A 15331-nucleotide genomic window follows, 5' to 3' on the forward strand; every position below is an offset into this window, starting at 1 on the left:
GAGAACGGTGAAGAATCTACCTTAAGCTTTTGAATTTTGGAAGGATTATTTTCATGCCCCTTCCAAAACCCGGCCCGGGTCACTTCTTCAGCACCACCAGCACGTCTTCCAGCTCGACAATCATCTGCCGGATCAGTTGCTTGTACTGGGTGGTATCGTCCTTGGCCTCGTCACTGGACAGGCGCAACCTCGCACCGCCGATGGTGAAGCCCTGGTCGTAAAGCAAAGCGCGGATCTGGCGGATCATCAGCACGTCCTGGCGCTGGTAATACCGCCGGTTTCCGCGGCGCTTGACCGGGTTGAGCTGCGGGAACTCCTGCTCCCAGTAACGGAGCACATGCGGTTTTACCGCACAGAGTTCACTGACCTCACCAATGGTGAAGTAACGTTTTCCCGGAATAGGCGGGAGTTCGTCGTTATGGCTTGGTTCCAGCATAAGCCTCAACCCGGGCCTTCAGTTTCTGCCCTGGACGAAAGGTGACGACGCGGCGTGCCGTTATCGGGATTTCTTCCCCGGTTTTGGGGTTGCGTCCCGGACGCTGGCGTTTGTCGCGCAGATCGAAGTTGCCGAAGCCGGACAACTTGACCTGCTCGTTGTCTTCAAGAGCGTGCCTGATTTCCTCAAAGAACAGTTCAACCAGTTCTTTGGCTTCACGCTTGTTCAGGCCCAACTCCTCGTACAGCCGTTCTGCCATCTCAGCTTTCGTCAGAGCACCCATACGCTATTTCCTTAACGTGGTGTTCAACCTTTGTTCGAGCGAGGTGAGGATATTCTGGGTCGTGGCATTCACCTCATCGTCGTTAAGAGTGCGCGATGGATGTTGCCAGGTCAAGCCGACTGCCAGGCTTTTTCTATCAGGATCAATACCTTTACCCTGGTAGACGTCAAACAGCCTGAGGTCGGTGAGCCATTCGCCTGCATTGTCACGAATTACTTCAAGTACCGAACTCGAAGCAACATCACGACCCGCGATCAAGGCCAGGTCACGGCGAACTTCCGGGAACTTCGACAGTTCATGGAACTTCGGCAGGCGCCCTTCCACTACTTCGCCCAGTACCAGCTCGAAGAGGAACACGGGACGGTCCAGACCGAGGGTCTTGGCCAGTTCCGGGTGCAGTGCACCGAGGAACCCGACTTCGCGACCGTTGCGCTCGATGCGCGCGGTCTGGCCCGGATGCAGTGCCGGGTGCTTGCCGGCAGCGAAGGTGAACTCGCCCAGCGAGCCGGAGGAATTCAGCAGCGCTTCGACATCCGCTTTCACGTCGAAGAAGTCGATGCCTTCACGGCCGTTGGCCCAGGCTTCCGGCAGACGGCTACCGCACACCACACCGGCCAGCATCGGTTGCTGTTGCAGGCCTTCCAGCTGGCCGACGAAGCGCAGGCCGCTCTCGAACAGGCGCACGCGGTCCTGCTGGCGGTTGAGGTTATGCTGCAGCGCCTTGACCAGGCCTGGCCACAGGGACGCCCGCATGGCCGCCATGTCGCTGGAGATCGGGTTGGCCAGCAGCAGCGGCTCGACACCCGGGGTGAACAGCTCGAACAGTTTCGGATCGATGAAGCTGTAGGTAATCGCTTCCTGATAACCGCGAGCGACCAGCAACCGACGCAGTGCCGGCAGCTCGCCACGAGCCTCGGCGCGAGCCTGGGGCGCCAGGCGTGCTTGCGGGTAACGAACCGGCAGGCGGTTGTAGCCGTACAGGCGACCCAGCTCTTCGATCAAGTCGACTTCGAGGCTGATATCGAAGCGATGGCTTGGCACTTCGACCTGCCACTGGCCTTCGCCAGCGATGGTTTTCAGGTCCAGGGCGTTGAGCAGTTGCTCGACCTCGGCACTGGCCATTTCCATGCCCAGCATCTGGCTGATGCGCTCGGCACGCAGGGTGATCGGCGCAACCTTCGGCAAGTGCTCCTCGCTCAGCGTCTCGATGACTGGCCCGGCTTCACCGCCAACGATTTCCAGCAGCAGGCCGGTGGCACGCTCCATGGCTTCACGGGCCAGTTGCGAGTCGACACCGCGCTCATAGCGGTGCGAGGCATCGGTGTGCAGGCCGTAGGAACGGGCCTTGCCAGCGACGGAGATCGGCTCGAAGAACGCGCTTTCCAGGAAGAGGTCGCGGGTGGTCGCGGACACGCCGCTATGCTCGCCGCCCATCACGCCAGCGATGGCCAGAGCACGGCTGTGGTCGGCGATGACCAGGGTGTCGGGACGCAGGGTGACTTCCTGGCCGTCCAGCAGGACCAGCTTCTCGCCCACCTCCGCCATACGCACGCGGATGCCGCCGTTGATCTCGGCGAGATCGAAGGCGTGCAGCGGCTGACCCAGTTCGAGCATCACGTAGTTGGTGATATCGACGGCAGCGTCGATGCTGCGTACGTCGGCGCGACGCAGGCGTTCGACCATCCACAGCGGGGTCGGACGGGACAGATCGACATTGCGGATCACCCGGCCCAGGTAGCGCGGGCAGGCAGCAGGCGCGAGCACTTCCACCGGGCGCACTTCGTCATGCACAGGGGCGACCGCAGGGACCTCCGGCCGGGTGACCGGTACGGCGTACAGGGCGCCGACTTCGCGGGCCAGGCCAGCTAGGGACAGGCAGTCACCGCGGTTCGGAGTCAGGTCGACCTCGATGCTGGCGTCGTCCAGATCCAGGTATTCACGGATGTCCTGGCCAACCGGCGCATCGGCAGCCAGTTCCAGCAGGCCGTCGTTGTCGTCGCTGATCTGCAGCTCGGAGGCCGAGCAAAGCATGCCGTTGGACTCGACACCACGCAGCTTGGCCTTCTTGATCTTGAAATCGCCCGGCAGCTCGGCGCCGATCATGGCGAAGGGAATTTTCAGGCCCGGGCGCACGTTCGGTGCACCACAGACAACCTGGAACGTCTCGCTGCCGTTGCTCACCTGGCAAACGCGCAACTTGTCGGCGTCGGGGTGCTGCTCGGTGCTCAGCACCTCGCCCACGACGATACCGCTGAACTGGCCGGCGGCCGGGGTCACGCTGTCGACTTCAAGTCCAGCCATCGACAGACGGGCCACCAGTTCGTCACGGGAAACCTGCGGGTTGACCCAACCGCGCAGCCACTTTTCACTGAATTTCATCCTGCTCTCCTAAAGATTCGTTACGGGTGCGCGACCTAGCGAAATTGCGCGAGGAACCGCAAGTCGTTGTCGAAGAACAGGCGCAAATCGTTGACACCGTAACGCAGCATGGCCAGGCGCTCGGCGCCCATGCCGAATGCGAAGCCCGAGAACTCTTCCGGATCGATCCCGGACATGCGCAGCACGTTCGGATGCACCATGCCGCAGCCCATGACTTCCAGCCAACCCGTTTGCTTGCACACGCGGCAACCTTTGCCACTGCACATTACGCACTGGATATCGACTTCAGCCGACGGCTCGGTGAAGGGGAAGAACGACGGACGGAAACGCACCGCCAGCTCTTTCTCGAAGAAGACCCGCAGGAACTCCTCGATGGTGCCCTTGAGGTCGGCGAAATTGATGTCGCGATCCACCAGCAGGCCTTCGACCTGGTGGAACATCGGCGAGTGGGTCAGGTCCGAGTCGCAGCGATAGACGCGGCCCGGGCAGACAATGCGGATCGGCGGCTGCGAAGACTCCATGGTCCGCACCTGTACCGGCGAGGTGTGGGTCCGCAACAGCATGTTGGCATTGAAATAGAAGGTGTCGTGCATTGCCCGGGCCGGGTGGTGGCCGGGAATGTTGAGCGCTTCGAAGTTGTGGTAGTCGTCTTCGACCTCGGGGCCTTCGGCGATGCCGTAGCCAATATGGGTGAAGAACTGCTCGATGCGTTCGAGGGTACGGGTGATCGGGTGCAAGCCACCGGAGGTCTGGCCACGGCCCGGCAAGGTCACGTCAATGCATTCGGCCGCCAGGCGCGCGCTCAGTTCGGCCTCTTCGAAAGCGGCCTTGCGTGCATTGAGCACTTCGGTGACGCGCTCCTTGGCGTCGTTGATCAGGGCACCCACCTTCGGGCGCTCGTCAGCCGGCAGGTTGCCCAGGGTCTTCATCACCTGGGTCAGTTCGCCTTTCTTGCCAAGGAATTGAACCCGGATCTGCTCCAGGGCATTGATGTCTTCAGCGCGTTCCACAGCCTCCAGGGCTTGGGAGACCAGCGCATCCAGGTTTTCCATGTACAGACTCCAGATACGAAATAGGGGAAGAGCTTACAGGCTCTTCCCCTATCTATGACGTTTAACATCCGCCGCCGGGTCCGGCGGCGGATGATTGTCGTGGGTACTTAAGCCAGAACGGCTTTAGCTTTCTCGACAATCGCAGCAAACGCCGCTTTTTCGTTCACTGCCAGATCAGCCAGAACCTTGCGGTCGATCTCGATGGACGCTTTCTTCAGACCGGCGATCAGACGGCTGTAGGACAGACCGTTGTTGCGAGCACCAGCGTTGATACGAGCGATCCACAGAGCGCGGAACTGACGTTTTTTCTGACGACGGTCGCGGTAGGCGTATTGGCCTGCCTTGATGACCGCTTGCTTGGCAACACGGAATACGCGGGAACGCGCGCCGTAGTAGCCTTTAGCCAGTTTCAGAATTTTCTTGTGACGCTTACGAGCGATGACGCCACGCTTTACACGAGCCATGAGTTACTTCCTCTATCTTTGACCGAAATTAACGTACGCGCAGCATGCGCTCGACTTTTGCAACGTCCGACGGGTGCAGCAGGCTGCTACCACGCAGTTGACGCTTACGCTTGGTCGACATTTTGGTCAGGATGTGGCTCTTGAAAGCGTGCTTGTGCTTGAAGCCGGAAGCGGTTTTCAGGAAACGCTTCGCGGCACCGCTTTTGGTTTTCATTTTTGGCATGTTCGGATACTCCGCATTCAGTGGATAAACATAACCGCAAGGCCTGCCGTGCCCTGGTGGTTACTTCTTTTTCTTGGGGGCGATGACCATCATAAGCTGGCGTCCTTCCATCTTCGGATGCTGCTCAACGGTGCCGTATTCGGCGAGGTCAACCTCGACCCGCTTCAACAGCTCCATGCCCAGCTCCTGGTGGGCCATCTCACGACCACGGAATCTCAGAGAGATCTTGGCCTTGTCCCCATCACTAAGGAAACGTACCAGGTTGCGTAGTTTTACCTGGTAATCCCCTTCCTCCGTCCCTGGACGAAACTTGATTTCTTTGATCTGGATCTGCTTCTGGTTCTTCTTCGCCGCAGCCTGCTGCTTCTTCTTCTCGAAGAGGCTCTTGCCGTAGTCCATCACCCGGCATACAGGGGGTACAGCGTCAGCAGAAATTTCTACCAGGTCCAGCTTCGCTTCATCAGCGATACGAAGCGCTTCATCAATCGAGACGATGCCAATCTGCTCGCCGTCAGCGCCAATTAACCGAACCTCGCGTGCCGAGATATTCTCGTTGATCGGGGCCTTCGGTGCAGTTCGTTTATCCTGTCTCATATCACGCTTAATGGTAATTACTCCGAATCTTGGCGACCACGCCGGGAAACCGCTTGCGCAAGCAAGTCCGCGAACTGGGCGACGGGCATCGAGCCCAGGTCGGCACCTTCACGGGTACGCACAGCGACAGTTTGCGTTTCGACTTCCCGATCTCCAATAACCAAGAGATAGGGAACCTTGAGCAAGGTATGCTCGCGGATTTTAAAGCCGATCTTTTCATTTCTCAAGTCAGACTTGGCACGGAATCCGCTATTGGTCAGGGTTTTTTCCACCTGCTGGGCGAATTCGGCCTGTTTGTCGGTGATATTCATCACCACAGCCTGGGTCGGCGCCAGCCAGGCCGGGAATGCACCCTCGTAGTGCTCAATCAGAATTCCGACGAAACGCTCGAACGAACCGAGGATGGCGCGGTGCAGCATCACTGGATGCTTGCGGCCGTTGTCTTCGGAAACATACTCGGCGCCGAGGCGGATCGGCAGGTTGAAGTCCAGCTGCAGGGTACCGCACTGCCAGACACGCCCCAGGCAGTCCTTGAGCGAGAACTCGATCTTCGGACCATAGAAGGCGCCCTCGCCCGGCTGCAGGTCATACGGCAGGCCTGCGTTGTCCAGTGCAGCGGCCAGTGCGGCCTCGGCACGGTCCCACAGCTCATCGGAGCCGACGCGCTTTTCGGGACGGGTGGACAGCTTGAGCTGGATGTCCTGGAAGCCGAAGTCGGAGTACACATCCATGGTCAGCTTGATGAACGCTGCCGATTCGGACTGCATCTGCTCTTCGGTGCAGAAGATATGCGCGTCGTCCTGGGTGAAGCCGCGCACACGCATGATGCCGTGCAGGGCGCCGGAGGCTTCGTTACGGTGGCAGGCCCCGAATTCGGCCAGGCGCAACGGCAACTCGCGATAGCTCTTGAGCCCCTGGTTGAACACCTGCACGTGGCACGGGCAATTCATCGGCTTGACCGCGTAGTCACGGTTTTCCGATTGGGTGGTGAACATGTTGTCGGCGTAGTTGGCCCAGTGTCCGGACTTTTCCCACAGGGTGCGATCGACCACCTGCGGCGTCTTGATCTCCAGGTAGCCGTTCTCGCGCTGGACCTGACGCATGTACTGTTCCAGTACCTGGTACAGGGTCCAGCCATTCGGGTGCCAGAACACCATGCCCGGGGCTTCTTCCTGGAGGTGGAACAGGCCGAGGCGCTTGCCGATCTTGCGGTGATCGCGCTTTTCCGCTTCCTCGATGCGTTGGATGTAGGCAGCCAGCTGCTTCTTGTCGGCCCAGGCAGTGCCATAGACGCGCTGCAGTTGCTCGTTCTTGGCATCGCCGCGCCAGTAGGCGCCGGACAGCTTGGTCAGCTTGAACGACTTGAGGAAACGGGTGTTCGGCACGTGCGGGCCGCGGCACATGTCGACATATTCTTCGTGATAGTACAGGCCCATCGCCTGCTCATCGGGCATGTCCTCGACCAGGCGGAGCTTGTAATCCTCGCCACGGGCCTTGAACACTTCGATCACCTCGGCGCGCGGGGTGACCTTCTTGATGACATCGTAGTCCTTGTCGATCAGCTGCTGCATGCGCTGCTCGATCGCCGCCATGTCTTCAGGCGTGAAAGGACGCTCGTAGGCGATGTCGTAGTAGAAGCCTTCGTCGATGACCGGACCGATGACCATTTTCGCGGTCGGGTACAGTTGTTTCACTGCGTGACCAACAAGGTGCGCGCAGGAGTGACGAATGATTTCCAGCCCCTCTTCGTCCTTGGGCGTGATGATTTGCAGGCTAGCGTCGTGCTCGATCAGGTCGCAGGCATCGACCAGCTTGCCGTCGACCTTGCCGGCGACGGTGGCCTTGGCCAAACCTGCGCCAATGGATGCAGCGACCTCGGCAACGGTAACCGCCTTGTCGAACGTGCGTTGACTGCCATCGGGAAGAGTAATTACGGGCATGGCGCCTCCTCTCCTAGTGGTGACCCCTACCAAAGGTCACGTGGGTTGGGATGAGCCAGTACGCGATTCGCCCCTGTCCTTCCTTGCGGAAGGCCTGCCTCACAGTGGCAGAAGTCGGATGCCTGCCAGGGAACGAACCAGAGTGACTGGAACAGAAATAAGTGGATACGGGATACGCGAAGCAGAAGCTCAGCGAACCCGAGCCGGGCATCCTAGCACAGGGATCGAACGCTGCGACCCGCTGAACCCGCGACAAGGAGAAATATTTGGAAAAAAGACCGTTCAGTGAACTCCAGCGGTTTTTTCCCGCTCAGAGTCATTGAAGCGTCCTACTCTTCTCTTCCATGAGACCGAAACCCAAGGAGTGCCTGGTTATGCGACTTCATTCTCTTCTTGCACTGGCTGCCGCCGGATCCCTGCTGCTGCCCTTGGCCGCCAATGCCGGACCATGGCCCGCAGGCAAGAAAGGCGAATACATGGATCAATGCGTACAGGTTGCCAGCAGCCAGCAAGGTGTCACCGCCGCCCAGGCAGACAAGCACTGCAAATGCGGCGCAGACGCCATCGAGAAGAACTTCACCACCGCGGAAATCGAGCAACTGGACAGCAAGGCCGGCGTAGACGCCAAGCTGAGGGACAGAGCCCAGGCTGCAGTGAAATCCGCCTGCGCGCCTAAACAGTGAGGCTGATCCGGCTCAATCTTGCGCCAGATCAGCATTCGATGAAGCTAAAAGCCACCACTTGCCAATAATTAGACTATGATGATCAAGTGCATCCTGTTGGCTCTCGGCGACACCGCACTACCGAAAATCTAGTTTCTGGAGATACACCCCATGTCCAATCGCCAAAACGGCACCGTTAAATGGTTCAACGATGAGAAAGGCTACGGCTTCATCACTCCTGCAGGCGGCGGCGATGACCTGTTCGTCCACTTCAAGGCGATCGAATCCGACGGCTTCAAATCCTTGAAAGAAGGCCAGACCGTATCCTTCGTGGCCGAGAAAGGCCAGAAAGGCATGCAGGCTGCACAGGTTCGTCCAGCAGAGTAACCCTCTGCCGAATGAAAAAACCCGTCGCTTGCGACGGGTTTTTTCATTGGCGCAACAAATCAGCCGCAATTGACGCGATTGACGATGCCCTTGTCATCGGCATGCAGGTTCAACCGCTCGGAGCGATACTCCAGGGTGATCGCATCGGTAGGTTTCAGGATACGGGCCAACTGTGCGCCGCTTGCCTTGCGCGCCTGCTCCAGCAGGTCGGCAGACGCAGGCTTGCCAACGACAAATCCGGCATTGCCAGCGTCGCAACGACCATCAGTGTTCGCAGGAGCCACCGGCTCGGGTGTCTTCGATGCACTGCCACCGCTGCTGCAGCCGACCAGAACGGCAGCAGCCAAGAGGCTCACCAGTGACGCACGCAAATGAAACATGAATCCTCCTTAAGGGATGCTGAATGCTGTTCGTTCCGACAGCATCTGATGCCAGTTGTTACAAAAGCGGGTCAGTTTGCCTGAGTCGCATGCTCAGGAAAAATGGCAATAGTGTCTGGATTTTGCACAGATCGATTCAGTACAGATCAATATAGTCGCTGACAGGCCTTGGCCAGTTATCCTGCAAGACCTTGAACACTTGCCGAACCCAGCGCTCATCTTCCGCAGCCACAGCCCCCACGCAGCCGGAACCGGCTGCCCAAGTTTCCAGCCGGAACAGCAAGCCATCCAGTTGCGCGCCGCCAACCACTTCGGACAACCAGGCCTGCCCCGCTCGACTGACACGCAACTGGTTGTGCTTCATCGGATTGCCGCTGGCAAGCAACTGCCGGACGTTGTCGAGGGTGAATTGCCGGGGGTCGTTGAGATCGATGGTCATGCCGCGGTCCTGCCGGAGAAATACCGATAGTTTGCCATGTCGGCATCCTTATGCCTAAGTCGCAGAGCGACCTCCCCTGGAACACGGTTAAACTGAAAGCACCGCACCGAACCCGGTCATGCAAGCACAGGGACCCTGGAACCAGCGGCATGCTTTCAATAAAACGGCAACCGTGAGATCTCCATGACCAGCCACAGCATCGATGCCGACATCAAGGTCAAATGGCCTGAAGGACAGAGCGCCTATAGCCCGGGAACAGCGGAAGAACTGAGCCTTATCGCAATCGACCTGCTGGTCAAGGAGATGGGTAGCGATGCCGCCCGCCTCTTCATCGACCAGGTCTTCGAGCGCTACCGGAACGACCCGCTGGCTGCTCATCCCCATGACGTCAGCCACCGAGCTCTTCCAGACGAGGAATCGACGGCTGGGCCCCTGCGCGAGTAACGGAAATCGCAGCAGCACGCTGGCCGAAAAGAATCGACTCATGCTCGGTGCAGCCGCGAGCCAAAGCCGCCGCGAACGCACCGACGAAGGTATCGCCGGCCGCCGTGGTATCGACTGCTTGCACCACTGGCGCGGCGAAATGCTCGCTTCCCCGGGCACTGACCATTACCGCACCTTGCGCCCCCAGTGTAACGATGACCCGAGCCGCGCCCAGGCCGCGTAGATGCCGGCCTGCCTCCTGCGCCGAGGACAGGTCGTCCACGGGCAGGCCGGTCAGGGCCGCCGCCTCGCTTTCGTTGGGAATCAGGTAGTCGACGGAGGCCAGCCACTCCACGGGCAGTGGACCGTTGACCGGCGCAGGATTGAGAATCACCGTCTTGCCCAGTTGCCGCGCTCGTGCAAGGGCAAATGCCACGGTATCCGGCGGTACCTCCATCTGGCAGACCACCACATCCGCCCCCTGCAGCATCGCGTCGAAACGCTCTATCAAGCGAGAGGACAGGCAACCATTGCTGCCCGCGACAATGACGATGGTGTTCTGGCTGGCTGCATCCACCACGATCAACGCCACACCGCTGGACATGCCAGCAACCACCTCGAGCGCTCGACAGTCGATACCCTCTGCAATCAGCCCCTCGCGCAGCGACTGGCCATAGGCATCATCACCGACACAACCGATCATCGCGACCTCGGCCCCGAGCCTTGCAGCGGCGACCGCCTGGTTCGCCCCCTTGCCCCCGGGGACCGTGGTGAAAGATTCTCCCGCCAGGGTCTCCCCTGCTCGTGGCAGACGCTGTGCGCGAGTCACCAGGTCCATGTTGAGACTGCCGATCACCACAACCCTGCCCTGCATGATGCGCCCTCAGCCCTCTGCGCCGAACAGGTCAGGACTGCGCCCGGTAGACTCGCGCAGGACGATCTTCGGCGCGACGATCCGCTGTTCCACAGGTAGCGTTCCAGCAGCCACTATGCGCCGCAACAGCATCGACGCAGCCATCTCGCCAAGGTCACGGATGGACTGCCCGACCGTGGTCAACGCCGGATAGACGTACTGGCACATCTGGATATCGTCGAAACCGATCACCGACAACTCGCCCGGCACCGTGATATGACGCTCGGCAGCAGCGCGCAATACACCCATGCCGATCATGTCGTTGCCGGCGAAGATCGCCGTCGGGCGGTCGCCGGCGAGCAGGCGGGCTGCCGCACCGTAACCACCGAGGCTGGTGAACTCGCTGCTGACCACCCGCCCCTCGGGCAAGCTCACCCCCGCTTCAGCCAGGGCCCGCTGGAAGCCGGCAAGGCGCATCTTCGCCACGCTGGTCTGCGCCGGGCCATTGATGCAGGCGATATCCACGTGCCCCAGATCAAGCAGGTGCCGGGTCGCCAGATAGGCTCCCTGCTCGTGGTCGATGCGCACGAGATCGGCGTCAACCCCCTCCAGCTCGCGATCGAGAATGACCATGGGTGTTCGCACGCCTGACAGGCTCTCGAGCAGATCGCGCTCCTCCCCCACCGAGGCCACGATCAGGCCGTCGATGCGCTTTTCCAGCAGCACCCGCAAATAACTGCGCTGCTTTTTCGGATTGTCGTCGGAATTGCACAGAATGACGCAATAGCCGTTACGCTCGCAGGCATCCTCGATTCCCCGGGCCAGCTCGGCAAAATACGGGTTGACGCTATTGGGCACCAGCAGACCGATGGTTGCGGTGCTGCGGGCCTTGAGGGAGCGCGCCACTGCACTGGGCACATAGTCGAGTTCGGCGATCGCGGCCTCGACCTTCAAACGCACCGGCTCGCTGACCGGCCGGGTCTTGTTCAGCACATGGGACACGGTGGTATAGGAAATTCCAGCCAGTGCCGCTACGTCTTTTATGGTTGCCATGCTTTCAATTCCACCGACCTGTGCGCCGGCTGCGATAAGTGTCGATAATCACGGCGATCACGATGACCGCTCCGGTAATGATGCGCTTTGTCGGCTCCGACGCCCCGATTTGCGCCAGCCCCGCCGCCAGCACGGAAATGATCAGTACGCCGAAGAACGTACTGACCACCGAGCCACGCCCGCCCATCAGGCTGGTACCACCGATCACCACGGCGGCGATGACCTGCAGCTCCAGGCCGGAGCCGGCATTGGGGTCGGCCGCCTCCAGCCGGGAGACCTGGAATAGTGCCGCCAGGCCGGCAAGCAAACCCATCAGGGCAAACACGAGGATCCGGTAGGGCCGGGGATCGACCCCGGCCAGGCGCACGGCCTCTTCATTGGTGCCGATTGCGACCAGATAGCGGCCAAAGACCGTACGCACCAGCACCAATTGGGCCAACACGATCACGGCCAGGGCAATCAGGAACGACGGCGAAATGCCAAAGGCGATGGGATCGGACAACCAGGCCAGGGCATCCCCGACATAGGCAGTGCGCGAATCGGTCAGTTGATAGGCAGCACCCCTGGCCATCTCCAGCACACCAAGGGATACGATGAAGGAAGGAATACGCCAGGCTACGGTGATGGATCCGGTAAGGCTGCCGACCAGGGCCGCACTGCCCATGCCCAGCAAGGCTGCCGGCAATACACTCCAGCCCCAACCCAGCATGGCGACGCTCACCACCGAACCCGCGAGGGCCAGCACCGAGCCGACGGAGAGATCGATTCCGCCGATGACCAGCACGAACGTCATGCCTACCGCCAGCACCATCAGATCGGGAATCTGGTTGGCAAGCGTGCTGAAGGTCGCGTAGGACAGGAAATGGCTGCTGAGCAGGGAAAACAGGGCAACCATGCCCAGCAGGGCACCTGCAAGGCCGAAGCAGGTGCCGAACGCAAGCCGACCGGGGGCACGCTTGGCCGTCGGCGCAGTACCCAGGGAGGATGTCTTCATGGCGGATTTCCCGGCGCTGCCGCGGACGACAGCGCTTCAGGTTCGTGATAGCCGGAAAAGGCCGCAGCCAGCAGGTTGTCCTGGCTCCAGTCGCCCCGCTCGAAGGTACTCACCAGCCGCCCCGCACTGAGCACACCGATACGGTCGGATACCAGCATCAACTCGCGCAGGTCGCTGGATACCACCACCAGCGCCTTGCCCTGGCGAGTCAGTTCGGCAAGCAGATGATAGATATCCAGCTTCGCGCCGACGTCGATGCCCCGGGTCGGTTCGTCGAACAACAATACCTGGCAGTCCCGTTCGAGCCATCGGCCAATCACGACCTTCTGCTGATTACCGCCGGACAGCTCCCTGACCAACTGCTCCGATCCTGCGCTACGTATGCCCAGGGCAGCGATGCACCGTTCGGCCAGCGCCCGCTCGGCGCTTTGGCTCACCATACCCGCGCGGGATACCGCTGCGAGGTTCCCCAGGACCAGGTTGGCACTGACCGACTCGCCCGGAAGCAGACCCTGGCCCTTGCGGTCCTCGCTGATCAGGGCAATGCCAAGACGCGCCGCCGCCATCGGCGAATCGATGCGGCATTTCCGCAGTGGCCGGCCCACCTCCAGCGTGCCGTGATCGGCAGGGTCTGCGCCGTAGATCAGGCGCAGCAGTTCGGTACGTCCTGCGCCCACCAGGCCGAACAACCCGAAGACCTCGCCAGCCCGCACTTCGAACGAAACATCGACGACCTTTTCTCCTCGCCCCAGGCCGCGGACCCGCAGCAACGGCTCGCCAATCCGCCGATCTGGCGCCTGGATATGCTCGACCAGCTCCCGCCCCGCCATCAACCTGAGCAACTCCTGGCTGCTGTAGCGCAGGATCGGCTCGACGCAGACCAGCTGGCCATCGCGCAGTACCGCGATACGTTGCGCGATGCGCCTGAGCTCTTCCAATCGGTGGGAGATATAAAGCACCGCGACTCCGCGCTCACGCAGCAGCTCTATCTGCTCGAAAAGCAGTTCAACCTCATGCGCCGTGAGCATGGCAGTGGGCTCGTCGAGAATCAGCAGATGGCAGTCGCCGATAAGGTTGCGGGCGATCTCGACCATCTGCTGGTGGCCTATGCCCAGCTCTGCCACCGGCGTATTCGGATCGATAGCCTGCAGCCCCATGCGCGCCATGGCCACCCCGGCCTGGCGCCGCAGGCGCTTGCGATCGATCCAGCCGAAGCGTCCGGGCAACTGGTTGAGGAACAGGTTTTCCGCAACGCTGAGAGTCGGCAGCAGGTTGAGTTCCTGCATCACCATTCGTACACCCAGGCGCTCGGCAACAGTGCGACTGCCTGGCTGGTAGGGACGCCCCTGGAACTCCATGCTTCCGGCGCTGGCCAGTTCCAGGCCGGCGATGATCCGCGACAGCGTACTCTTGCCCGCGCCATTCTCGCCGGTAAGCGCCACTACCTCGCCGCGCCGAAGGGTAAGGTCGATGCCGCCAAGCACCTGCTGGGCGTAGGTCTTGCCTACCCCGCTGACGGTCAGTAGCACGTCGGTGCTCATTGTTTGCCGACCACCAGGTCGACCGGCGTCTGGATGACATTGTCGCCATCCACCTCTGGCTTTTCGCCCTTGAGCATCTTCAACGCCGCCTCGATGCCAAATACTGCCTGTCGGGCGGCATACTGGTCGGCGCTGGCGAGCACACGCCCGTCGGCCAGCATCGGCGCAATGGCCTTGATGTTGTCGTACCCCACCACCTGAACCTGACCGCTACGCCCCGCCGAGCGCACCGCCGAGACTGCGCCCAGTGCCATGCTGTCGTTGCCTGCAAGCAAGGCCTTGAGATTGGGGTATTCGTTGAGCATCGCCGACGCAACGGCATTGCCCTTGTTGATTTCCCAATTGCCGGACTGTACCGAGACAACCTTCATCTGGGCTGCCTCCATCGCGTCCTGGAAGCCGGCGGTACGTTGCTGCGCATTGGTGGTAGTCGGCACCCCTTCGATGATGCCGACCTCGTCACCGGCCTTGAGCCTGCTCGCCAGGTAGTCGCCGACCAGACGCGCGCCCTTGCGGTTGTCCGGCCCGACGAAGGGCACGCTGAGTTGCTTGCTCGCAAGCACCCCGGGATCGAGGCGGTTATCGATATTGATCACGATGATGCCGGCATCCATGGCGCGCTTGATCACTGGCACCAGTGCCTTGGAATCGGCAGGTGCGATTACCAGGGCATCCACCCTGGAGACGATCATCTGCTCGACGATACGGATCTGCGCGCCAGTATCGGATTCGTCCTTGATGCCGTTGGACACCAGTTCGAAGTCATCCGGGTGTTCTTTCTGATAGGCCTTGGCGCCATCCTTCATGGTCAGGAAGAACTCGTTGGCGAGGGACTTCATGACCAGGGCAACCTTGGGGCGGTCTTCGGCGCAGGCGACGGAAGCAGTGAAAAGAACGGCGAGTACGGCCAAGGCCCGGATCCGTCCAAGGGAAGGCAAATGCATGAAGTTCACTCCGTTTTTTGCTTTTTTATCGGATAGCAAACGTTTGCTGTGCGCAACTATGAAAGCGGCACAGGGCTTTGTCAAATAGGCAGCCACCACGCGACAACATCCGGGGAATTGTCGCTCAAACGTCTGGAAATCCAAACTTTCAATTGGAACAGTCCGGAATTCCGGAGGGAACAAAGTGCCTTTTCGATTTCAGGCAAGGGGCCAGCTTTCGCGCAATGTCATCAACCTAAGCTGCAGCCCTGCCCAAGGCAAGCCCCCCGAAGCAGCCAGCCGCC

Annotated in this window: 18 protein-coding genes; 3 read left to right on the forward strand and 15 right to left on the reverse strand. The window is 60.7% G+C overall.

Annotated elements, in window-relative coordinates; translation table 11 throughout:
• Window positions 1–79: 79 nt before the first annotated feature.
• From N7650_RS15415 to thrS, 8 genes are all read right to left on the reverse strand, one after another.
• Entirely contained in the window at window positions 80–436 is a 357-nt protein-coding gene (locus tag N7650_RS15415) for a MerR family transcriptional regulator (RefSeq protein ID WP_009394050.1), read from the reverse strand.
• Window positions 417–719, reverse strand: a complete 303-nt coding sequence (ihfA, locus tag N7650_RS15420; protein WP_009394049.1) for an integration host factor subunit alpha — start codon at window positions 717–719, stop codon at window positions 417–419. Before ihfA ends, N7650_RS15415 begins: the two co-directional genes overlap by 20 nt.
• Window positions 720–722: 3 nt before the next feature.
• Entirely contained in the window at window positions 723–3098 is a 2376-nt protein-coding gene (gene pheT / locus N7650_RS15425; RefSeq protein WP_009394048.1) for a phenylalanine--tRNA ligase subunit beta, read from the reverse strand.
• A gap of 35 nt (window positions 3099–3133) precedes the next feature.
• Entirely contained in the window at window positions 3134–4150 is a 1017-nt protein-coding gene (gene pheS / locus N7650_RS15430) for a phenylalanine--tRNA ligase subunit alpha (protein WP_009394047.1), read from the reverse strand.
• Window positions 4151–4257: 107 nt separating this feature from the next.
• A complete protein-coding gene (gene rplT / locus N7650_RS15435; RefSeq protein ID WP_009394046.1) occupies window positions 4258–4614 on the reverse strand; it encodes a 50S ribosomal protein L20 in 357 nt (118 codons plus the stop codon).
• Window positions 4615–4642: 28 nt separating this feature from the next.
• Window positions 4643–4837 (reverse strand): 50S ribosomal protein L35, encoded by a 195-nt coding sequence (gene rpmI, locus N7650_RS15440; protein ID WP_009394045.1) that lies wholly within the window; start codon window positions 4835–4837, stop codon window positions 4643–4645.
• Between the two features lie 60 nt (window positions 4838–4897).
• Window positions 4898–5449 carry a translation initiation factor IF-3 gene (gene infC, locus N7650_RS15445; protein ID WP_170395068.1) on the reverse strand — a complete coding sequence of 184 codons (552 nt, stop codon included), beginning with the start codon at window positions 5447–5449 and terminating at the stop codon, window positions 4898–4900.
• The gene (thrS, locus tag N7650_RS15450) at window positions 5449–7371 is read right to left on the reverse strand and encodes a threonine--tRNA ligase (RefSeq protein ID WP_009394043.1); all 1923 of its coding nucleotides are present in this window, start codon (window positions 7369–7371) and stop codon (window positions 5449–5451) included. The genes infC and thrS overlap by 1 nt, the downstream gene beginning before the upstream one ends.
• A 374-nt stretch (window positions 7372–7745) precedes the next feature.
• Here thrS and N7650_RS15455 point away from each other — a divergent pair, with 374 nt between their 5' ends.
• Together N7650_RS15455 and N7650_RS15460 are read left to right on the forward strand one after the other, a co-directional pair.
• Window positions 7746–8054, forward strand: coding sequence for a hypothetical protein (locus tag N7650_RS15455; RefSeq protein ID WP_009394042.1), 309 nt, complete (start codon window positions 7746–7748; stop codon window positions 8052–8054).
• Window positions 8055–8204: 150 nt separating this feature from the next.
• Window positions 8205–8420: a cold-shock protein gene (locus tag N7650_RS15460; RefSeq protein WP_009394041.1), complete on the forward strand. Its 216-nt coding sequence runs from the start codon at window positions 8205–8207 to the stop codon at window positions 8418–8420.
• 59 nt (window positions 8421–8479) lie between these two features.
• Here N7650_RS15460 and N7650_RS15465 read toward each other — a convergent pair whose 3' ends face one another.
• Both N7650_RS15465 and N7650_RS15470 read right to left on the reverse strand, forming a co-directional pair.
• Window positions 8480–8800: an I78 family peptidase inhibitor gene (locus N7650_RS15465; protein ID WP_009400227.1), complete on the reverse strand. Its 321-nt coding sequence runs from the start codon at window positions 8798–8800 to the stop codon at window positions 8480–8482.
• A 136-nt stretch (window positions 8801–8936) separates the two neighbouring features.
• Window positions 8937–9239 carry a hypothetical protein gene (locus N7650_RS15470; protein ID WP_279898967.1) on the reverse strand — a complete coding sequence of 101 codons (303 nt, stop codon included), beginning with the start codon at window positions 9237–9239 and terminating at the stop codon, window positions 8937–8939.
• 183 nt (window positions 9240–9422) lie between these two features.
• On the opposite strand from N7650_RS15470, the gene N7650_RS15475 reads away from it, so the two are divergent.
• On the forward strand, window positions 9423–9683 hold the full coding sequence (locus N7650_RS15475; RefSeq protein ID WP_009400229.1) for a hypothetical protein: 261 nt from the start codon (window positions 9423–9425) through the stop codon (window positions 9681–9683).
• Here N7650_RS15475 and rbsK read toward each other — a convergent pair.
• From rbsK to N7650_RS15500, 5 genes are read right to left on the reverse strand one after another with little or no spacing between them, the layout of a single operon-like run.
• Entirely contained in the window at window positions 9628–10536 is a 909-nt protein-coding gene (gene rbsK, locus N7650_RS15480; protein WP_009400230.1) for a ribokinase, read from the reverse strand. The genes N7650_RS15475 and rbsK overlap by 56 nt on opposite strands.
• Window positions 10537–10545: 9 nt before the next feature.
• On the reverse strand, window positions 10546–11568 hold the full coding sequence (locus N7650_RS15485; protein WP_009400232.1) for a LacI family DNA-binding transcriptional regulator: 1023 nt from the start codon (window positions 11566–11568) through the stop codon (window positions 10546–10548).
• A gap of 4 nt (window positions 11569–11572) precedes the next feature.
• Window positions 11573–12562 carry an ABC transporter permease gene (locus tag N7650_RS15490; protein WP_009400233.1) on the reverse strand — a complete coding sequence of 330 codons (990 nt, stop codon included), beginning with the start codon at window positions 12560–12562 and terminating at the stop codon, window positions 11573–11575.
• Window positions 12559–14103 (reverse strand): sugar ABC transporter ATP-binding protein, encoded by a 1545-nt coding sequence (locus N7650_RS15495; RefSeq protein ID WP_009400235.1) that lies wholly within the window; start codon window positions 14101–14103, stop codon window positions 12559–12561. Before N7650_RS15495 ends, N7650_RS15490 begins: the two co-directional genes overlap by 4 nt.
• On the reverse strand, window positions 14100–15047 hold the full coding sequence (locus N7650_RS15500; protein WP_279898968.1) for a sugar ABC transporter substrate-binding protein: 948 nt from the start codon (window positions 15045–15047) through the stop codon (window positions 14100–14102). Before N7650_RS15500 ends, N7650_RS15495 begins: the two co-directional genes overlap by 4 nt.
• Window positions 15048–15331: the final 284 nt, after the last annotated feature.

This window comes from Pseudomonas sp. GD04058, from assembly GCF_029836855.1.
Lineage (GTDB): Bacteria > Pseudomonadota > Gammaproteobacteria > Pseudomonadales > Pseudomonadaceae > Aquipseudomonas > Aquipseudomonas bharatica.